At 71.6% G+C, this 19,187-nt stretch carries 15 protein-coding genes and 2 pseudogenes; 10 read left to right on the plus strand and 7 right to left on the minus strand.

The window, feature by feature from the left end:
* The first annotated feature begins 510 nt into the window (after window positions 1-510).
* Window positions 511-903 (plus strand): fucose-binding lectin II, encoded by a 393-nt coding sequence (locus ACFC1F_RS19635; RefSeq protein WP_376159860.1) that lies wholly within the window; start codon window positions 511-513, stop codon window positions 901-903.
* A gap of 370 nt (window positions 904-1,273) precedes the next feature.
* Here ACFC1F_RS19635 and ACFC1F_RS19640 read toward each other — a convergent pair.
* From ACFC1F_RS19640 to ACFC1F_RS19655, 4 genes and pseudogenes are all read right to left on the minus strand, one after another.
* Window positions 1,274-1,402, minus strand: a pseudogene (locus tag ACFC1F_RS19640) (IS110 family transposase); the annotation flags it as partial.
* 193 nt (window positions 1,403-1,595) lie between these two features.
* A complete protein-coding gene (locus ACFC1F_RS19645) occupies window positions 1,596-3,143 on the minus strand; it encodes a phosphatidylinositol-specific phospholipase C domain-containing protein (RefSeq protein WP_376159862.1) in 1,548 nt (515 codons plus the stop codon).
* 116 nt (window positions 3,144-3,259) lie between these two features.
* The gene (locus ACFC1F_RS19650; protein ID WP_376159864.1) at window positions 3,260-3,901 is read right to left on the minus strand and encodes a hypothetical protein; all 642 of its coding nucleotides are present in this window, start codon (window positions 3,899-3,901) and stop codon (window positions 3,260-3,262) included.
* A 395-nt stretch (window positions 3,902-4,296) separates the two neighbouring features.
* A complete protein-coding gene (locus tag ACFC1F_RS19655) occupies window positions 4,297-5,028 on the minus strand; it encodes an SDR family oxidoreductase (protein ID WP_376159866.1) in 732 nt (243 codons plus the stop codon).
* 287 nt (window positions 5,029-5,315) lie between these two features.
* Between ACFC1F_RS19655 and ACFC1F_RS19660 the strand changes: the two genes are divergently transcribed.
* The 3 genes from ACFC1F_RS19660 to ACFC1F_RS19670 all read left to right on the plus strand — a co-directional run bounded on the left by ACFC1F_RS19660 (window position 5,316) and on the right by ACFC1F_RS19670 (window position 7,885).
* On the plus strand, window positions 5,316-5,891 hold the full coding sequence (locus ACFC1F_RS19660) for a TetR/AcrR family transcriptional regulator (protein ID WP_376159868.1): 576 nt from the start codon (window positions 5,316-5,318) through the stop codon (window positions 5,889-5,891).
* A 102-nt stretch (window positions 5,892-5,993) separates the two neighbouring features.
* Complete coding sequence (locus ACFC1F_RS19665) at window positions 5,994-6,782, plus strand: SDR family oxidoreductase (RefSeq protein ID WP_376159870.1); 789 nt, start codon at window positions 5,994-5,996, stop codon at window positions 6,780-6,782.
* Between the two features lie 713 nt (window positions 6,783-7,495).
* Window positions 7,496-7,885 (plus strand): transglycosylase SLT domain-containing protein, encoded by a 390-nt coding sequence (locus tag ACFC1F_RS19670; RefSeq protein WP_376159872.1) that lies wholly within the window; start codon window positions 7,496-7,498, stop codon window positions 7,883-7,885.
* A gap of 459 nt (window positions 7,886-8,344) precedes the next feature.
* Here the strand turns inward: ACFC1F_RS19670 and ACFC1F_RS19675 are convergent, their stop codons facing one another.
* The gene (locus ACFC1F_RS19675; RefSeq protein WP_376159874.1) at window positions 8,345-10,003 is read right to left on the minus strand and encodes a DUF4157 domain-containing protein; all 1,659 of its coding nucleotides are present in this window, start codon (window positions 10,001-10,003) and stop codon (window positions 8,345-8,347) included.
* 872 nt (window positions 10,004-10,875) lie between these two features.
* Between ACFC1F_RS19675 and ACFC1F_RS19680 the strand changes: the two genes are divergently transcribed.
* Complete coding sequence (locus ACFC1F_RS19680) at window positions 10,876-11,106, plus strand: hypothetical protein (protein WP_376159876.1); 231 nt, start codon at window positions 10,876-10,878, stop codon at window positions 11,104-11,106.
* A gap of 213 nt (window positions 11,107-11,319) precedes the next feature.
* On the opposite strand, the gene ACFC1F_RS19685 is transcribed toward ACFC1F_RS19680, so the two are convergent.
* Both ACFC1F_RS19685 and ACFC1F_RS19690 read right to left on the minus strand, forming a co-directional pair.
* On the minus strand, window positions 11,320-11,730 hold the full coding sequence (locus ACFC1F_RS19685; RefSeq protein ID WP_376159878.1) for a hypothetical protein: 411 nt from the start codon (window positions 11,728-11,730) through the stop codon (window positions 11,320-11,322).
* A 475-nt stretch (window positions 11,731-12,205) separates the two neighbouring features.
* Window positions 12,206-13,399 carry a barstar family protein gene (locus ACFC1F_RS19690; RefSeq protein ID WP_376159880.1) on the minus strand — a complete coding sequence of 398 codons (1,194 nt, stop codon included), beginning with the start codon at window positions 13,397-13,399 and terminating at the stop codon, window positions 12,206-12,208.
* 451 nt (window positions 13,400-13,850) lie between these two features.
* On the opposite strand from ACFC1F_RS19690, the gene ACFC1F_RS19695 reads away from it, so the two are divergent.
* The 5 genes and pseudogenes from ACFC1F_RS19695 to ACFC1F_RS19715 all read left to right on the plus strand — a co-directional run.
* Complete coding sequence (locus tag ACFC1F_RS19695; RefSeq protein WP_376159882.1) at window positions 13,851-14,450, plus strand: GNAT family N-acetyltransferase; 600 nt, start codon at window positions 13,851-13,853, stop codon at window positions 14,448-14,450.
* 615 nt (window positions 14,451-15,065) lie between these two features.
* Window positions 15,066-16,418, plus strand: coding sequence for an MATE family efflux transporter (locus ACFC1F_RS19700; protein ID WP_376159884.1), 1,353 nt, complete (start codon window positions 15,066-15,068; stop codon window positions 16,416-16,418).
* Window positions 16,419-16,742: 324 nt separating this feature from the next.
* Window positions 16,743-17,669, plus strand: a complete 927-nt coding sequence (locus ACFC1F_RS19705) for a hypothetical protein (protein ID WP_376159886.1) — start codon at window positions 16,743-16,745, stop codon at window positions 17,667-17,669.
* A gap of 293 nt (window positions 17,670-17,962) precedes the next feature.
* A complete protein-coding gene (locus ACFC1F_RS19710) occupies window positions 17,963-18,340 on the plus strand; it encodes a hypothetical protein (protein WP_376159888.1) in 378 nt (125 codons plus the stop codon).
* Between the two features lie 341 nt (window positions 18,341-18,681).
* Window positions 18,682-18,826: pseudogene (locus tag ACFC1F_RS19715) on the plus strand (transcriptional regulator); the annotation flags it as partial.
* Between the last annotated feature and the right edge of the window lie 361 nt (window positions 18,827-19,187).

The following is a 19,187-nucleotide window of genomic DNA, read 5'->3' on the forward strand; positions in this document are numbered from 1 at the left end:
CAACCGGTCGGCCGGCGGTCGGGACCGCGGCACGGGGGAACGGGCCTTGTGCCCACGTCACACCACGCGACCACGCCCCCGCGACCACGCCCCCGCGACAGGGCAACGCGACAGCGCCCCCGCGACAGCACGGCCGTCGCCCTGACGGCGGGGCCGGTGCAGCCGTCCTCCCCGCAGAGCCGGCACGCCACCGCACCGCGAAGCCGCCCGATCCCCGCGCAGCCAGCCCTCCAGGCACAGCGGCCAGCCGCCGGGACCGGGCAGGGCGACGGGGCAGAGCAACAAGACGGTGCGGGTGACCAGGACGTCCGGACAGCCGGCTCCCTGGGCCGGGTCACTCGTTCGTGGCTCTCGGCGCCGTCTTCAGCCTGGGGGCGCTTCGTGCTCGACATGATCGTCCCGGCGTGGCGTCACGTAGTGGCCTGCGCCGGTCAGCTCAGCCATCCCCCCTCCGGGACTCCGAGGCACGATGCCCGCACTCGGGGCCCGACCGAGACGAAGGAACCCGTCATGGACGACCAGGCGTACGTGTTCGTCACCGGCAACAAGGCAGAGACCCACCTGCCCGCCGGTGTGACAGTCCAGGTCAAGGTGAAGACCAATTCACGGCTCACGCAGAAGGTGGCGCTGAAGGACAGGACCGGCGAGGTGGACCTGGAGTTCACCGGCACCGGCGAGCAGAACACCATCATCGGGGACAAGGCGATCACCCCGGGCCAGAACTCCCTGCTCACCGCCGTCTTCGAATACGCCGACGCCGACGGCGTATTCAAGCCGAGCAAGCTGAACTTCGGCGGCCCGTACGACATCGGCAACTACCACCTGCTGGTCGTCGTCGCCGAGAACGGCGACGACACCGACTACAACGACACCATCCTCGAATTCAGCTGGCACACCAGGTAACAGCCCCGTCCCGGCCGACCCGTGCACCCCACAGCCCACCGGGCACGGCCGGGCCGGCCGAGACGACGGACCGGGCGCAGCAGGGCGCAGCCGGGCGCAGCAGAACAGCCTGGCGGCGGGCCGCTTCGGGCGGGGAAGTGACGGGCCGCCGCCGGGGGGAATTCGGGGATCGGAGGCGGCGGGGCTCCCGCGCCCGGGGCGCAACGACCCCGGGGGGGGAAGACGGCCCTGCCGGCTCGGTGGCCGCGCTGGTGGTCACCGGCGGGACCAGGTCGGGCAGGCGGGTTCGTGCCAGGTCGTCCGGACGACGACTCCGGCCGGGGTGAGGTGTTCGCTCGACCAGGTCCGGCGGCACCCGCCCGCCGCGCGGGGCAAGGACGGCGACGGTCTGGGCGAGTTCGCTGTCGGCCGGCAGCTGCCGGTGGGCGTCGGCGTCGGTGCGCAGGATGTTCGCCGGCACCATCGCGTCGAGGTGGTCGGACTTCTTGCGCGAGACGCCCACCCCGGCCGGCCCCACGGGCGGTTCGCCGACGACGTGCAGCCGTGTCGTCCAACGCCGGGCTCGACTTCCGGTTCATTGCCGGCCCTCGCTCGAAAGGTGGGTAACCGTGTCCGTGTACGGCTCGAACGGCCGGGCCCGGCCCGACGCGGTGCAGCGTCGGGCCAGGTGGCTGGGTGGCTGGGTGGTGCGGTCAGGCCGGGCAGTTGCCCAGGACGACCTTGCCGCCCGACTGAGAGGCGGTCGCCGGATCCACCATCAGGCACAGGTTCGTCCACTTGTTGATGAACCGGAGGGCCGACTGGTTGGCGAGATTGGTGGGCATGATGTTCCACATCTGGTTGTCGGAGATCCAGCGGGTCTCACAGGGCCACCAGAACAGTTCCATCCCGGCCGACGGCGGAGTCCCGTTGTTCCACGGGACGGTCAGGCACTGGCCGTTGGCGGCCTTGATCCAGTAGTAGCCCAGGCTGTCGAAGGTGGACGGATAGGCGGCCTGCCACTGCTGGCTGCTGGGCGGGTTGCTCTGGCAGGCCCGCTGCTGCACCACCCCGCCCTGCCCGGAGCTGTCGAACTGGGGCCCGCGGGTCATGCACCGGCCGTACTTGCTGTCCACGTAGGTCTTGTCAGGCTTGACCAGCCAGATCGCCGGGCTGGTGCCCCGGGCGTCGTAGTAGGCGTTGCGGGCGATGATGTTGTGCACCAGCGCCCAGCCGGGGTAGTCCATCATGACGATGCCCAGCCGGCGGTTGGCGGTGTCGTTGTTGAGGTAGTTCATCAGCCGCACGTTGACACCGTCGACCCAGACCAGGTCCTTGCCGCGCAGGACGCTGTAGCCCCCCGCGTACTCGGAGGGGACGAGGTTGAACGGTGCCCGGGACGCGGAGGTGTAGGTCACGAAGGTCTGGTTGGCGGGGGCCGAGCCGGCCGCGGCGAGGTTCTTGCTGACCAGGCTCCACTTGGCCGGGGCGTCGGTGGCGTTCCAGGTGTCCTCGGTGTGGTCCGAGAAGCCGTTGAGGCCGTAGGAGCCTCCGTTGTCGGCGTTGAAGACGGACAGCACGATCTTGCCGCGGGCCTGGCCCAGCGTCGGCGGGTCGCTGCGCTTGCCGTTGTTGTAGAACAGCCCCGCGTACTGCTTCGCGTAGGCGTCGAAGAGCGCCGTGTGGCTCGCCGTCGGGTGGTCGTCCGTGCAGCTGAAGGTGGAGCCGTCGCACTCGGCCCGCAGGCGCATCAGGAGGGTCTCGCCCTTGTGGGCCGAGAGGAAGGCCTTCGCCTTGGTCAGGACGTCGTCGAAGTTGGCGTTCTGGTAGAAGGGGCCGTGGTGGATCACGAACTTGTCGTTGATGATGCGGACCCGGATATCGACCGCGCGGATCCCACGGTCCAACTGTGCGGACAGCGTCGCCGCGCTGTCGCCGAAGTCCTGCTGCGTCTGGGCGCTGGAACCCCCGTGCACGGCCAGCGTCTCGTGGGTGCCGGGAATGGACATCGCCGTCAGCGGCGTGGTCGCCCCCACCTTGCCCATCCAGTCCTGCTGGTCGGCCGAACCGAGGTTCCGGAAGGCGTCGCGGTTGTCCGTCCCCTCGGCCAGGGCGGCGTGCGATACGGCCAACGGGGCCACGGCCAGGGCGAGGGTGGCGACGGCGGTCACCATCGCCGTCCGGGTCAGGCGGCGCAGGCGGGGCAGGCGCCGCAGGGCGGCGCACGCCGGGCGGGCGGACGTGGCGGAGGTGTGGGGCATGGCCACCTTTCGGGGGAGGGGAAGGCCGCAGGCACGGCCGAGGCCGGGCGCGTAGCTCTGTTCACGAGAACGGGCAACACTTCGACGTCGGTTCAGGAGGCGGTAAGCGGTCGCGGCTAGAGGAAGCTGCCGAGGTGGACGCGGTAGACGATTGTGGCGCCGTCGGTGCTCACCTCGGTGCAGAGTTCACGGCGGTCGATCAGCCAGCCGTTCGCCTCGCACCTCTGCCGGGGCCGGAGCCGGTCAACAGCCTGCGCCGTCGGCACGTCGGGCGGGGCCGTCAGGTAGAGCGTGCGCCAGCAGGTGGCGCTATGGCCGCTGCCGCAGTCCTGGCCGGTGCCGATCGTGGTGTAGCCGGGCGGTGGCTGCGGCACGGCCTTCGCGGACGGGAGGTCCGCCTCGTGGAAGAACACGAGCGCCAGCAACGGGGTCGCGGGGAGGACGAGGGCCAGCTGGCCGTGGAAGGCGACGCCCACGGCCCGGGACCAACCGCCCGGGCGCTCCGTACGCGGGCCTGCGATCCGTCGCTCCAGCCACAGGCCGGCCAGGACGGCCAGTTCGGCGAGCGGTGTGTACAGCAGGTACAACTCGGCCTCGCTCTGCAGCTGCAGCATGTCGAGAGCCACCGCGAGCATCAGCACCAGCCAGAGCAGCAGCGCGGCGGCAACGGGTACCCGCAGCGGCGTCGGCCGGGCGCGCAACAGCCAGTGGACGAGCGGTAGCAGCGCGAACGACACCCCGGCCACGGCCCACATCACGATCCGAAACCCCTCCCGGCAGCGGACGACGACGCCCCGGGAAGACGGGACGCACGGGTACCAGTCCTCGGTTCCGACCCGCAGAGAGCCGCTGGGAACCGGCCCACAGCGCATCTCTCCGCCTTCCCGCGCTCATCCGGACCGCGGAAATCCCCACCACTTCTCACGCGACCTGCAGGTTCTCGACCAACCACCAAAACCCGCAGGTCACACCACCCTGCCACCCCGCCGACAACACCCCCGTCGACAACACCCCCGCAGAACCAGCCCCCGCCCCGAACACGCCCCCACACACAACCCCCAACCCGAAAACAAGCCCACTCAGCCGATCACCGACCCGCCGCACGATCCGGCCTGTCTGTTTCGGGCGTGGCGGCTGCGCCGGAGGGGCTGGTTCAGGAGAGCCAGTCGGTGTAGTGGGTCGGGGCGATGCGGGCGTCGGCCGGGGCGGTGAGGACGTCGCCGTCGGCGGCGGCGAACAGGCCGGCGGTGTCATCGGTGACGACGCGGCGCCCGTCGCCCTTGGCGGTCAGGGTGAGTCGGCCGAGTTCGTCGAGGGGGTAGACGTCGGGACCGGCGATGTTGACGACGCCGTTCACGGGGCTGCCCGCGGCGACTTCGGCGACCACGCCCGCGACGTCCGCGGCGGCGATCGGCTGGACGGGCGTGCGCGGCAGGCGGATGGTGTCGCCGTCGGCGGTCATGGACAGGGTCGCGTCCATGAACTCCATGAACTGTGTGGCGCGGACGATGGAATACGGGATCGGTCCGGCCTTGAGGACCTCCTCCTGGAGCACCTTCGCCCGGTAGTAGTCCAGGCCGGGCACCTTGTCCACGCCGACGATCGAGAGGATGACGACGTGCCCGACCCCGCCCTTGCGGCTCGCGGCGAGCAGGTTGTCCATCGAGGTCCGGAAGAAGGCGGGCGAGGCGTCGTCGAAGGTCGGGGAGTTCGTCAGGTTGACGACGACGTCGGCGCCCGCCACGGCCGCCTCCAGTCCCTGACCCGTGATGACGTCCACCCCCGTGGACAGGGAGTGCGGTACGGCCTGGTGTCCGGCGGCGTTCAGGTTCTCCACGACCCGTGACCCGATCAGCCCGGTTCCGCCGATGACTGCGAACTTCATGGCAATCGCCTTCTCTCGATGACTGGCGTCCGACATGTGCCCTGGTGCAGTGCCCACCCTCGACGAACGCGACCGTCCCGGCGAGCGGGGCCCGGCCCGAACGGGTGCACCCGGCCATGACGTCCTGGAAACGATCGGCCTGCCGTGGAGGGCCTCGCGGTCGGCCCCGTGGGTGTAGCGGGAGGTCGGCAGGAACGGCGGTGACAGGGCCGGCGCGCGCGGGCCTCGTCGCGCGGTGCCCCGCGCGATTGTTGACCTTGGGGTCAAATACTCGTTACGGTGGCGATATGGGCAGGCCGAAGAGTTTTGACGCGGACGTGGTCGTCGCGCGGGCGATGGAGACGTTCTGGACCAAGGGGTACTCGGCCACCTCCCCTGCCGACCTCGCCGAGGCGACCGGAGTGGCCAAGGGCAGCCTGTACCACTCCTTCGGTTCCAAGCGTGAGCTGTTCGCCAGGGCGTTGGACCTCTACGGCCGGGTCGGGTCGGGGATGGCGGAGGAGGTACTCTCCCGGCCGGGTACCGCCAGGGAGCGCATCCGCGCGTACTTCGTGCTGCTCGTGGACGTGGACCTGGACGGGCCGGTGCGTCGCGGGTGCCTGGCCCAGAACACGGTGGAGGAGCTCGGCGGGCGGGACGAGGAGGCCGCCCGCGCGGTGCACCGCATCGAGGAGCGCATGATCGGGCTGCTCGCCGCCCGGATCGAGCGGGGGCAGCGGGACGGCGACGTCGACCGGAGCGTCGACGCCGGGGCGCAGGCCCTGCTGCTGCAGACCACCCTCGCGGGGCTGCGGGTCATGACCAGGACGTTCGAGCGGGCGGCCCTGTACCGGATCATCGACACGGCCCTGGCGGGCCTCTGAGGCGCGGCCCCCAGGGCGGCAGCGCCTTTTTGTGCCCTGTTTTGCGCCCTGATTTTAGACCTTCAGTTCAAGAATCTGTCATCCAAGCAGCAGGGGGAGAACATGGACCTCGGTATCGGTGGAAAGACCGCTCTGGTCACCGGCGCGAGCCGCGGAATCGGCCTCGCGATCGCTCGGGCCCTGGCCGCGGAGGGCGTCCGGGTGGTGGGTGCCGCCCGCACCGTCACCCCGGAGCTGGAGGAGGCCGCCGCCGCGGCCGTGCCCGTCGACCTGAGCACCCGCGACGGGGCGCGGTCGGTCGTCGGCCGGGCGCTCGACGCGGTCGGCGGAATCGACTTCCTCGTCAACAACGTCGGCGCGGGCGACCCGGAGCACCTGTCCCTCGACGGATTCCTGGACGCCGACGACGAGCAGTGGCAGAGGATCTTCGACCTCAACCTGTTCAGCGCGGTGTGGACCACCAAAGCGGCACTGCCGAGCATCCTGGAACGCCGGGGCGCGATCGTGAACATCTCCTCGATCAACGCCCGCATGCCCGCCGGCGCACCGGTCGGCTACGCGGAGGCCAAGGCCGCGCTGACCCAGTTCGGCAAGCGGCTCAGCGAGGAACTGGCACCGCGCGGCGTCCGCGTGAACACCGTCTCCCCGGGCCCCACGACCAGCCCGCAGTGGACCGACCCGAACCGCCTCGGCGGCAAGGTGGCCGCCGCCTCCGGGGTCGACCACGGCGACCTGCTCGCCGGCCTGCCCGGGAGGCTCGGCATCGCCTCGGGACGCCTCACCGAACCCGAGGAGGTGGCGGACCTGGTCGCCTTCCTGCTGTCCGACCGCGCCGCCAACATCCACGGCGCCGACCACGTCATCGACGGCGGCACCCTCAAGAACGCCTGAGAGAGGAGAGGGGGAAGGGGTAGGGCGGGGTAGGGCGGGCCTCCGCGGCACGGCGGCGGCCGCTCGGGTGTGCCGCACGGCCGGGGCGGGGGGTCCGGCGGCCCCGGCCTCGGTTGCGCGGCCGTCGGGTCGTCCGGCGCCTCGGTGAGGGGTGCCGGACCGACGGCGACAGCGCCACGGGATGGTTGCCGACAGTCACCGCGGTGTGAGCCGGATCCCCTTCGGGGCGGGTGCCGGAGCCGGTGGCCCGTGACGGTTCTCACGCGCCCGGCGGGTCTCCTACCCTTCCTAGTGGGCCGCCCGCCCGGCCCGTCCGCCGCGTACGCCCCGCCGGGCGCAGCAGCTGCCGCGCTCCCGCGGCCGCGCCCGAACCTCCGTCGTTTCCGCAGATCAAGCCGGTGCAAATCGCACCGAAAGTCCGGTTTTAGTCATGTTTGACCGCTCGGACGGCGGGTAGCGGCCCGCGTCCGACGGGCGTGTTCCACCCGGCCCTACTACGACGCCGCGTCGTAGCGGACACCCCTTGGAGCCGGCCGCGGACCCCGCTAACAATGGCTCAGTCGCCAGCTGCGGCGGTGGTCCGATCCACTGCCGCGACTCCCGTCCGGCAGTCACCATGCGTGACCGCCCCGGCGCCGACTCCCGCCCACGGGCCCTGACGGGCCCGCCGGCCGCGGGACGAGACGCCCCCACGATTGAGGTCGAACTCCCACATGCCCGTGATCTCCACCCGCATGCGCAAGTCCGCCGCCCTGCTCACCGCCGCCACCGGCATCGTCGCGATCGGCGCCGCCGTCGTCCCGACCGCCGCCTCGGCCGCCACGCCGCAGTCGCTGGCCGCGAGCATCGTCCCCGCCGACCAGCTCGCCTCCTTCGACCAGATCATCTCCCACGAGAGCGGCTGGAACGTCACCGCGACCAACCCGTCCTCGGGCGCGTACGGCCTGGGCCAGGCGCTGCCGGCCAGCAAGATGGCCTCCGCCGGTGCCGACTGGAAGACCAACGCGGCCACCCAGATCAAGTGGGCCTACGACTACATGAACAGCCGCTACGGCAGCCCGAACCAGGCCTGGGCCTACTGGCAGATCCACCACAACTACTGATCGGCCGCAGCCGCCGATCGGCCACGCCCGCCGATCCGCCGACCGATCCACCCACCCCACGACCCGCGACGGACGCCACGAGCCGAGTCCGGGCCGGACGGGGACGGAGCCGAGGGGCCCGGTGCGCACACCACGCACCAGGCCCCTCGGCCGTATCCGCTCCGGAACGGGCCGATGGTGGAACCGGCCCGCGGCAGAACGGACCCGGCCCGGGAGCACCCGACGGCCCAGGTAGTACAGGGCCGCCAGAAGACCCCCGTCGGCCGTCACCGTCGCGGAGAGCTCGCTCAGCCTCATGCGGCACCGCCACGGCGGCAAGATACGACTGCAACCGGGGCGCTCCAGGCGGGCAAGGACAGCTGCAGCCTCGGTCCTCGGTTCCGGCGCGCAGGAAACCGCAAGCACGAAGGAAACCGCAAGCTAGCGGCGGGGTCCGGGCGGCAGGATCCGAAAGGGGGGTCAGACCCCTCGAGTCGGTCCCTGTCCCGCCAGAATGTCGGCGAAGACGATCACGACCGCGCTCTCGCCGTACTTCGCCGACCGCTCCTGCCGGAAATCGCCGCTCCGCACGAGGATCTGACTGATGTGGATCTTGGTGCCGATGGGGAAGGTCATCTCCTCCTCGGACTGGTTGTTCCTGCCGAGCGCCCTTCCCCGGTGGTCCTCCGGGAGGCCGAAATCCCAGACGATTTCCTTGCCGGCCACGTACGTGTGAGTCAACGGATCGCCGTACGTGGTCGACAGGATCGCCGGCCACTCGATCGTCTGGTCGACCGAGACGTAGCCACCGTCCGGGTGGCTCTCCTGCTGCTTGAGGATGCCGCCGAACGACTCGTACAGGTGCTTGCTGTCGCCCCGCACCACGTTGCCGTCCGCGTTCGCGGGGGGCGTCGTGAAGTCGTCCCACACGCCGTTGATCCGGGCGAAGATGTCGAAGGTGGCCGCGAGGTGCTTCTCGTCCCATGCCGCCGTGCTCTGCTCGTCTGCGTAGCCCCGCGCCATGGCGACGCTGCGCCACGTGTCGAGCACCTCGCTCTCCTTCGACTTGTAGGAAAAGCCGGGGGTGGCGATCTCGCCGGGGGTGAAGCCGACCTGCCCGAGGGCCGCGAGGAGCGGGTTGATCCGGCGGTAGTCGGCGCTGAGGTAGTTCTCGCCGAGGTCGAGGTCCTTCTGCTTCTGCTTGGCCGCGAGGACCGCCGGGTCCAACTCCAGGGCGCGAGCCGCTTCGTACTCCGCGCGGGATGCACCCCGGTCCTCGACCGTCCCCCACGACTTGTCCTTGATGGACGCCCGGGGCTTCTTGCCGTCCGTGCCCTCGGAGATCAGATAGGACCCGAAGCCGAAACTGAGGATCGTCTGCCCCTCTACGTCCCCCTCGTCCGTGTGCTTGACAACCGGGGTCCCCTTCGGGAGGCCTGCCGCGAGGGTGCGCTGCACGGATGCCTCCGCCGCACCGGCCGTCCCGGTCCCGGGGCCGGCCGAACGCTGCACGTCGGAGGAGGCCTGCGGGGCCGGACGGCTCATCACCGCGCGGGCGTTGGCCTCGGCCTCGCGCTCGAAGCGGTCGGAGGGGTCGGAGACCTTCAGCCCGTTGCCGTTGTCGGTACCGCTGACCGGCCCCCGGCGCTGCTGGATGACATGGGTGAGCTCGTGGGCGAGGGTGTGCGCGCCGCCCCCGCCCTCGCCGATGACGATGTCGCTGCCGGAGGTGTAGGCACGCGCGCCGACCTCGGCGGCGGAGGCCTTCGCGGCGCCGCCGGTGTGGATGCGTACGTCGGAGAAGTCGGCGCCGAGGCGGGACTCCATGTCCGTACGGGTGGCCTGGTCCAGAGGCCGGCCGGGGCCGCGCAGGACATCGTGGACGGAGGAGCGCTGAACGGCCGGGGCCGCGGCAGGCTGGACGGCGGGGCCCTCGTGGCCACAGCCGTCCCCGTGCCGGTGTTCCTCTTCGTCCGGGCCGTGGCCGGCCCGGCGGAGCATCTGGACGACCGCCGCGTTGCCCACGGTGGCCTGGAGGCCGAGCAGTCTTGACCGTGGGTGCCCGGCCTGAGCGGCCGCGTGCCCCGCCTCCCGGCCGGCCTTGGCCCTGGTGGCTTCCTCGTTCTCCTGCTTGCGCATCGGGCTCCGCCCCTCCTGGGATCGTCGGCAACGTCCCACTCAACCCGACGGCCACGGCGCGGCAGAAGGTACTTCAGGGCAGAGTCGGGGCACGGCAGCAGGAGAAGGAGGCGGTCAGCGCGGTCGACGAGAACCACCACGCCGGACCGGCCAGGCGCGCGTTCCCGAGCCGGCAGGGCCGATCCGGGCGGTGCAACCTGCGGATTTCAACCGACCGATGACAGTGATGAGGCCCCTGGGTACCGATGGCAAGGGAGCCAACGACGGGATAGAAGCCGCAGGTATGGACGCGAAGCACGGGCCGTTCACAGTTGCCAGGAGGAACCTGCTCGACCTGCCAGAGCCGAACGCGCGCACGCCGTACGCGACCTGACCACCTACCCACGGACGGAACTCCGCTCCTCGGCGACGGCCTCTGCCGGTTGGCCAGGGCGAGGGGTCCGGCGTCGGTGACGACCAGTGCGACCGGCGGGCACCCGGCGCGGGTGTGGCCGGGCCAGGTGCGGCGCCACCAGTGCACCGTCCGGTCGGCCGGCTCCCGGTCAGCGAGGGCCGGGTCGTTGTCGCGGACCTTCACGCGGAACGGCTCGCGGTACCGGGGGAACTTCGCGGCGACGTCGCCCGGGGCCATGATGGGGCGGTCGACCTCCACCATCAGCACCGGCACCCCGATTTCCGGGGCCTGCCACACGCCGACGTCGCCGCCCTTCGCGACCGCAGCCCGGTGCAGTTATTACACGCCACCTGGCCGTGGCTATACGGGAATTGAGCCTTGGCGCTGAGAATGTTCAAGGATCGGACGGCGGGACGATCCCGAGGAACTGTTCCCCGCCCGGCGGTCCGGGTGCGTGGAATGCGGGTATGTACGGTCCATGGCATCGAACTTCCGCACGAAGGACGGCGGCAAGGTCCGCGTCGGAGACAAGGTGTGGGCCCAGGTCTGGCAGGAGAGCGACAACAACCCCTGGCTCATCACCCAGCACCCGCTCGACAAGACCCACCTCATCCTCAAGGAGATCGGCGGCACCGAGGAACGCGTCCACCACCCGGACGACCTCGCCCTCTACTACTACGCCAACCGGCAACCGTCCAGCGGCGGATGAGGTGGACGCGGAAGCCACAGCCGAGGACGGCCTGACGCCGGCGGCGACCGCACGCCGACGAAGCGGCCGGGGGCGGCTCGCGCTGCCCCCGGCCGTTCCGTCCTGAGGCGTAGTGACGGCGCTGCAGGCGGCGGGCCGGCAGCCTGGCACGCGGCGCACAGGACGGTGCGGGCAAGGTCGGCACCGCCGGTCTGGGACTGGATCACCGGGCGTTCACCGCCTCGCGGGCCAGGGCGGCGCCCGCCGCTCGCCGGTGGCGGAAGGCTGCTCGTCGGTGACGGAAGGCTGCTCGCACCGGCGGCCGGACTCCTCCCGCAGGAGGCCGCGGGCGTGGTCCAGCGCCGCGGCGGCGCCGCGCAGGTGGTGGTTGACCACAGGGACCGCGGTACCGCGCAGACGATCGGCAGCGTGCAGGGCGACAGCAGCCTGCTGCAGCAGACCACCCGCACGGTGAACGGCGCAGCCCAGGTCGCTGGCGAGGTACTCCCCGGCCAGGTCCCCAGCGGCATGGGCAAGTTCACCCACACCCGGGTCCTCCAGCAGTTCCGCGCCGAAGAACACCAGCGCCGACGCCAGCGCCGCCAGCCGAGCACCGCGTCGTCCCTCCCACCACGTCGCACTCACGCAGCGATCATCCACCACGACACCCCGTGGCGGGCCGGGAACAGGCCAACTCCCCTATCGCCCTGCGGGGCTGGTTCGTGCGGTCACCGGATCCGGGGGGTCGGCCGGTGGAGCCGGCCGGCCGCGCCACCGCCCTCGTCCGGCTCGCCCAGGACATGCCCCCGGCCGTGCCGGCTCCCATGCTCGGCCTCGGCCTCACCACCCTCACCCGATGGCGCGCCCGAGCCGCGCCCGAGCCGCGACCGACCGGACCGCCTGCCTCCAGGCCCGGGCCACCAGCCGGTCCGCGTCAACCTGAGCGCCGCCACGCCGCCGCGCCGCCACCGACCGGACCGCCTGCCTCGAAGCCCGTAGCACCGGCCGGGCACCGGGAGACGACACGACCGGGCCCTGACGGCCTGGCCGTTGCCCCACTCCGTTCCTTCTCCAGGTCAGGCGCCGTCTTCAAGGGGGCCGGGATTGTCCGTCGCCTCCCTCACTGGAGTACGACGGTGACGCCCTTCTCGCGCAGGAGGTTCACGGTCTCCTCGAAGTAGGACAGGCCGCCGCGGTGGTGCAGGACGTGTCCGGCGAGGGCGTGGCGGGCTATGTCGGCGTGGTGCCAGACGAGGGTGAACGGGGGGACGACGGAGGGCCCGCCGCACAGGCAGTCGTGCACCGCGTCCAGGCCTGTGCCGTAGTTGGCGCCGGGGCCGAGCAGGGCTTCGCCGAGCGCCAGGAGCAGGCCGCTCCTGTCGGTGACGTGCTGTCCGTCCAGGTGGTACGTCCCACCGGAGAGGCCGTTCGGCCCGTCCGGGCCGACGTGGGTGAGGTTCAGCCACTCGGACCGGCCCTCGGCGTCGAACTGTGCCCACTGGTTGGGCCGCGTGGGAGCGCCGTCGGACCAGATCTCCCAGACCGCGCGTGCGGCCGGGGTGGGGCGGTCGTCGCCGGGGTCGGTGATGGTGACGTCGATCAGGGTTCCGCCGAGGACGGACGGGCGTGCCTCGACGGTGTGCAGGTCGAGGCGGTACCCGGTCATCGTTCGGCCGTGGCGGTCGAGGGGCCAGAGCGTGATCGGGTCGCCCTTCTGTGGAAGGGGACGGCACAGCAGGGCCAGCAGCGGTGCGGCGGGTTCACAGCCGATCAGGTGCACGGGCTGGGTGGGTCGCTGCGGGCGCGAGGTGAGCAGGCCGTCAATGGAACGGCAACTGTCCGAGGGGCTGACCCCGTGGATCGAGGGGAACCACAGGTCGAACCGCGGACTCGAAGGCAGCCGCTTGCCGCCCCCGTAGTGGTCCTCCCTGACGCCGGTGCCCACGACGATGTCCACGCGCCCGGGATCGCCCGGCGTGGGCCACTGGGCCAGGACAGCCGTGTCCTCCAGGTCCCAGAAGCGGGCCGGCCCGTCGTTCGAGGGATCCACAGGCTCGATCGAGAGCATTCCGTCCCCCAGCAGCCGCACCGGTTCGGCGCCGGCCGCCACGGCCTGGACCAGCAGGCTCTCGCGCGGGCAGCCGCGCAGTGTCAGGACCTCTCGCGGCAGCGGAGGCGGGTCCATGAACAGGCCCTCGACCTCCGCGCACCGCCCCCACAGCACGTCCTCCTCCTCACCGTGGATGTCCTCCCGCACCAGGAGATACCGGACCGGGAAGTCCCGCTCCCACCCCGCATGTTCCTCGGACCGCACTCTTCTCCCCTGCTACCAGGCTGTCTTGGCGCACTCACCCTACGGTTCGCTGACGCCGACGCCCTCCGAATATCGCGTGCTTGGAATGACGTTCCCCGCCAGTCGGGGCCGACGAACGGGACACCAGGACCCGCAAGGCCTTCGCCGACGACCTGGTCGACCTCCGGCTCGTCGCCGTCTCCGCCGCCGGCAACCGCAGCACGGGCGACAAGGGCCCGGAGGCCTGGCGCCCGAAGACGCCTTCGCGGGTGGCCTGCTCCGGAGCGCCTCCCGTGTGCTTCGCGGACCCGGCGCCGGACGCTGGGGTGGGCATCAAGGTTGACGGCCTGCTCCCGGCAGGCGGACCACGCCGTCCCCACCGGTGGCGAAGCCACGGTGCGGCCGCAGGTCGACCACCCAGCCCGGGGTCCGGAGGACCGGCAGTGGTCAAGCGGCTCGTTAGGATTCGATCATGAATCGCGCCGCTGTACGTCCGCCCGCGACGCTGCCGGTCCTGGAGACCGCCCTCCTCCGGCTGCGGGACCACCGCGCCGACGACCTCGACGCCATGCGCCTGGTCTGGGGCGACGCCGTGGGGATGCGCTACCTCTCGACCGGCGTCATGGACGACACCCGGATCCGGTGCAGGCTCGACGAGGCCGTGGCGACCGCCGCCGAGGTGCCGCGCCGCCACTACCAGCTGGCTGCCTGCCTCCAAGGCGACGACCGCCCCGTCGGCGGCATCCGCCTCGACGTCGAGGACGACACCACCGGGTACTCCGGTCTCTTCACCATGGCCCGGCACCTCCGCGGTTCCGGGTGCGCTCCCGCGATCGGCTGGCTCATGCTCAAGCTCGCCTTCGCCGAACTCGGCCTCACCCGGGTGTGGAGCCTGGCATACCTGGAGAACGCCGACGCGGTCCGCGCGATCACCCGACTCGGCTTCACCCCCGCCGGCGAGACCGAGCGCTACTGCCCCGACGCCGGCCGCACCATGCGCATGGCCGTCATGGAAATGACCGCGGACACCTGGAGCGCCATGCCCGTCCTGGCCAGCGCCGGCACCGCCTGACGTCCCCGCGGTGCCTGACCGCGGCCCGGCCCGGTCGAAGGCCTCCCCCGCACCGGCTTCGGCCGCCCCGTCGTCCCCGTCGTCCCCGACGGCCCCGACGGCCCGGGCGAACTCAGCGTCAACCTCCGCGATTTGCTACGGCACCGCCCTCCCGCTGTCTTCGGTGAGCCCCGAGGCGGGCGGCCCGTCCCGGTGCTCGGCCCGCAGGTCGACGCGGCGGAATGCGGGGAACAGCACTCAGGCGAAGCCCGCCACCATGCCCGGATCGGATGCGGATCGCGCCTCTCGCAGCGCCAACAGTCCGGCCGGCACGGCGGCGTCGACCGCCTCGTCGGCCACGCTCGCGTACCAGGACGAGGCCTCATCCGGATCGTGCCGCCACCGCACGCCCGGCCTCGTCGCCGGGCGCCCACCGCGTCCGAGGAACGCGGCGGCCAGGCCCGCGGGAGCGGCCTGGCCGGCTACGACCCTCGCCCGGGATACCTGAGCCTGTGCCGGTTCGACGCGGCAGCGGCCCGAACCGGCCGGCCTCCGTGGACATTCGTCGGTGAATGTCGATAGCGTCCCGCGACTCCTCCCCCTTCACGCCCAGCCGTCGCACTCCCGGAGGTCCGTATGTTTTCCCTGGCCACGCAGGAAGGAAGGGGCGTGTGGCGCACCATATCGGGCCTCGCTGTTCCGCTTTTAGTGGCCGAATCCCTCAATTTCGCTGTCCAGCTCGGCATCGTCGCCATTCTGGGGCGGATGGGGGGCGACGCCATTTACCTTCGCTCCCTGTATCAGCCGGTCAGCCTCGTCGTCCTCGCCGTGACCGTAGGCTTCGCGGTCTCCCACCAGGTCGCCGCCGCGATCAGCAAGGGGGCCGGGCGTCCCCGGGACGTCATGGCGAACGCCGCCGGCCTGGCCAGGGTCTGGCTCGGGCTCGGCGCGGCCCTGTACCCGGTCCTCGCGATCGCGGCTCCCCTGCTGACGGATCTCTTCCATGTGGACGCCGAGCAGCGGGAGACGTTCGTCTCCTTCCTGCGTTGGACCAGCGCCGCCAGTCTGCTGGCCGTCGGGACGGAGCTCTGCGCGTCCGGCCTGCGCGGCTACGGGTACGTGCGGCACGCCACCCTTCTGGTCGTCTGCACGGCGAGCGTACGGATCGGCCTCGTGGCCGGCCTCGGGCTCGGCACCGGCGTCGGGATCGCGGCGGTGCCCCTCGCCGAGGCGACAGCGGGTCTGACCGGCCTGACCATGGGCCTGGTGCTGCTGCGCCGCACCGAGCTGTGGCATCCCCCGGCCGTCCTGGTCTGGCGGCGCGAAGTCCTCACCGACCTGCGCCGCATCGGCGCGCCCATCGCCGTGTCGCTCCTCCTGATCTCCGCGTACAACGTCGCGGTCATCGGCGTCCTCGGGAACTACGGGCAGGACGCCGTGGCCGGGTTCACCGTCGCGTCCACCGTGCAGAACGTCGTACTGCTGCCGGGAATGGTCCTGGGCACGGCCACGGCGATCACCATCAACCAGCAACGCGGGAAAGGCGACTGGCGGCGGATGCTCGCGTTGATGCGCGGCGGCATCGAGGTCACCGTCATGGTCTACGTGGCGATCGCGGTGCTGGTGTGGCTGGTGCACGAGCCACTGGTGCGGCTGATCAGCGGCGACGCCGGGGTGGCCGCAGCCGCCGGCAGCTACCTGGGCGCCGTGGCGCTCACTTACGCCGTCCAGGGCCCCGTGCTCACCTCGCTGACCGTCATGGAGGAGACCGGCGGCGGCTTCCGGGCCATCGTGCTCAACGCCGTCTACTTCGGCCTGATCGTCGCGGTCAGCACCGCTGCGGCACACGCCGCCGGCAGCGCGGACGGCTTCTACGCAGCGGTGGCGTACTGCAATCTGATCGGCGTGAGCGTGCCGCTCGTCGCCGTACGGCACATCCGGAGACTGTCGGCCGAGGGCAGCGCCCGGACGGCTGCCACGACCGGCTGAGTCACAGCGGACCTCCCCGAGGGTGAGGATCAGGTTGTGGACCTGGCGGGTGTCGAGCGTGGCCGGCATGTGGCGCTGCGGCTCGGACAGGCGGTCCTGCCCGAGCCGCGGTGAACCCTCCGTCAGAGGTTGATCTGCAACGTGCTCGCCGACGCAGGTGTCGCCCGTGGCAAGCCGAGCATCAGTCAGCTGTACGCCGGGTGGCCTGGCACGTGCGGCGGCGCCTGCCCCTGACCAGGCCGAAGAGCGCCACCGCCGAACCATATGCCCCCGTGTGGCGTCTTCTGCCCCAACATCAACCCCCGATCAAGGAGCTGCCCCACCGTGAAGGTCCACCCCGTTACCGCCCTGTTCCCGATGCTCGGCCCCGACGAACTCCTCGACCTCGCCCAGGAGATCGAGAGCGACGGGTTGACCGAGCCCGTCGTCCTGGACGCGGACGGTGTTCTCCTGGACGGTCGCGGCCGACTCGCCGCCTGCGAACTGGCGGACACTGCACCCCGCTTCACCACCTATCAGGGTGACGATCCGGTCGGCCTGATCGTGTCCGCCAACCGCGACCACCCGAACACCACCCCGGGTCAGCACGCCATGATCACCGCGATGGCACGCGCACTCTCCCCGCACGCGCTCCCGTCCGACCCCGCCCGCTGCGGCATCAGCGTGACCCAGCTGTCCATCGCCACCATCGTGCTCGAACACGCCCCCGACCTCGCCGAACAGGTCCGCACCGGCGCCCTCGCCCTCAACGCCGCCTACACGGCCGTCCGCAGACGCAAGGCCGACGCCAAGGCCCTTCTCACCCAGCACGCGCGACTGCGGCAGCACGCCCCCGACCTCACCGAACAGGTCATCGCAGGCGACCTCGCCATCACCGGCGCCATCGCGGCCCTCGACGCCCGGCAGGAGGAGGAACACCTCCGCCGGCGCGTCGAGGAGATCGACGCCATCCGCGTCGCCGACGGCGCCACCACGCCGGCCTTCGTCCCGACCGCTGAAGCCGGCGACATCGACTGGCGTCACGCCCATCAGAGGGCCGAGCAGTACCTCGCCCAGCGCCACGACGCCATCCGCCACGTCCAGCACAGCCTGTCCGGCATCGCGGAACTCTGGAGCGCCGTCCAAGACCTCGCCCACCACCCTCGGAGCCCCTACGCCCGGGAAATCCTGAAGGGCCTCACCGGCCCGGCCCGCACCCTCGCCAACCGCCTCATCGCTCTCGAAACCACCTGCGCGACAGGCACGGCCTGACCCGCACCCCGCCGCCGTTACGACCGGGACAGCGATCCGGAAGTCTTCTGCGGCGGCGCGGTAGAAGCGCCGGCCCGCAGCGCACGCATGGGGGCGGCCGGGCCGTGTACGGGCCCGGCCGCTCGCAGGCTTCGCGGGCCGCCAGGCGGCGGAGCAAGGCCTGCCGCGTCGCCGGGGGCGGGTGCGGGGAGTGGTGGCGGCCCCATCTCCCGCGACCGGACATGGCCGCCTCGCTGGATCCGTCGCGACGACCCGGACCGCAACTGGGGATCGGCCAGGGTGAGACTTCTCCCATGAGAGTCAGATGTCTGCAAATCATCCACCCCGCGGCCGACATCCCAGTCGCGGAGTTCGACGGGATCCGGGTGGGTGGTGTCTACCCGGTACTGGAGATGGTCACCTACGACATCGATTGCCAGATCCGCGTGCTCGGCCCCAACACACCCGACCCCGGGCTGCTCTGGGACCCCGCCGACTTCGAGACAGTGGACACCCGAATACCCCCCGGCTGGACCCTGGTCATCGCAGGCGGCCGCACCCGCCTCGCGAACGCCCGCTGGCAGCGTCCCGGGTTCTGGACCGACTACCACCACGGCGACCCGCAGGCCCTGGCCGACTACGACCAGGTGAAACGCGAGCTCCTCGCCGCCGCCCCACCACCCGAGTGCTGACCCCTGTGCCCGGTGTCCTCTCCCGCGTCCGGACGGTCAGATCAGCAGCCCGACGGCGACGGTGCCTGCCACCCCGATGGGCGCCGACGCGGGGCGGGGCGGGAATCAAGGTGTCCGGCCCGCCCCACCAATGAGCTTGGTCGGCCCGAGCGGACACTGCCCGGGCCGCCCCGGCCGGGCAGGAGCGACGCCGCCAGGAGCCGGCGCGTTTCCCCTCGGCGGCCGCGGCTTCGGCGGCGGCCCGCTCGCATTCGCCGCCCGCACCACCGCGGCAAGGTGTCCACGAAGGCGATGCCGGCCCGTGCCGGACGGCACCGCGACCGAACGCCGGCGGCGCCTTCGAGCTGCAGGTGGAACGGCTCGACTGGCTGCCTCCGGTGCTCGCCAGGCCTCGGCCGGCCGTTCGTCATCGAGCGCCCCGACGAACTGCGCGACCTCGTCAGCGCGCTCGCCAATCGCCTCACGTCCTACGCCCGCCAGGCCTGACAGCGAGGACCCCGAGGTCACGGGACGACACGGCCGACGGGCTCGGTCCGGGCCCGGCTTGAGCCGTGTCCCACCACGAAGCAGGACGTAGAATAGCAGTGCGAGGCCATCCGACTACCAGGCGTCACCAAATCCCTGAGTGATGGCTGCGAGTCATCGAAGCCCCCTCCGAACGGAGCGTGGAAATGAGAATGGGGAGTGAGACCGCCAACGGTCACTGGAACAACCCGTACGCCGTGCAGTTCCCGTTCGAGATCGACGGACAGCAGTTCTTCTACGGCCAGAACCTCGGAACGAACCACTGGTTCATCCAAGAACTCCTGCCCGGCGGAAAGATGGGCACCGAAACCGACAACGGCAA

The organism is Kitasatospora sp. NPDC056181 (genome assembly GCF_042266225.1).
GTDB lineage: Bacteria > Actinomycetota > Actinomycetes > Streptomycetales > Streptomycetaceae > Kitasatospora.

Excerpts from the sequence above, each read along its gene's own strand:
- ACFC1F_RS19655 (WP_376159866.1), bottom strand. The coding sequence starts at position 5,028 with ATGAAGTTCGCAGTCATCGGCGGAACCGGGCTGATCGGGTCACGGGTC.
- ACFC1F_RS19660 (WP_376159868.1), top strand. The coding sequence starts at position 5,316 with ATGGGCAGGCCGAAGAGTTTTGACGCGGACGTGGTCGTCGCGCGGGCG.
- ACFC1F_RS19670 (WP_376159872.1), top strand. The coding sequence starts at position 7,496 with ATGCCCGTGATCTCCACCCGCATGCGCAAGTCCGCCGCCCTGCTCACC.
- ACFC1F_RS19665 (WP_376159870.1), top strand. The coding sequence starts at position 5,994 with ATGGACCTCGGTATCGGTGGAAAGACCGCTCTGGTCACCGGCGCGAGC.
- ACFC1F_RS19645 (WP_376159862.1), bottom strand. The coding sequence starts at position 3,143 with ATGCCCCACACCTCCGCCACGTCCGCCCGCCCGGCGTGCGCCGCCCTG.
- ACFC1F_RS19675 (WP_376159874.1), bottom strand. The coding sequence starts at position 10,003 with ATGCGCAAGCAGGAGAACGAGGAAGCCACCAGGGCCAAGGCCGGCCGG.
- ACFC1F_RS19680 (WP_376159876.1), top strand. The coding sequence starts at position 10,876 with ATGGCATCGAACTTCCGCACGAAGGACGGCGGCAAGGTCCGCGTCGGA.
- ACFC1F_RS19700 (WP_376159884.1), top strand. The coding sequence starts at position 15,066 with ATGTTTTCCCTGGCCACGCAGGAAGGAAGGGGCGTGTGGCGCACCATA.
- ACFC1F_RS19695 (WP_376159882.1), top strand. The coding sequence starts at position 13,851 with ATGAATCGCGCCGCTGTACGTCCGCCCGCGACGCTGCCGGTCCTGGAG.
- ACFC1F_RS19635 (WP_376159860.1), top strand. The coding sequence starts at position 511 with ATGGACGACCAGGCGTACGTGTTCGTCACCGGCAACAAGGCAGAGACC.
- ACFC1F_RS19710 (WP_376159888.1), top strand. The coding sequence starts at position 17,963 with ATGAGAGTCAGATGTCTGCAAATCATCCACCCCGCGGCCGACATCCCA.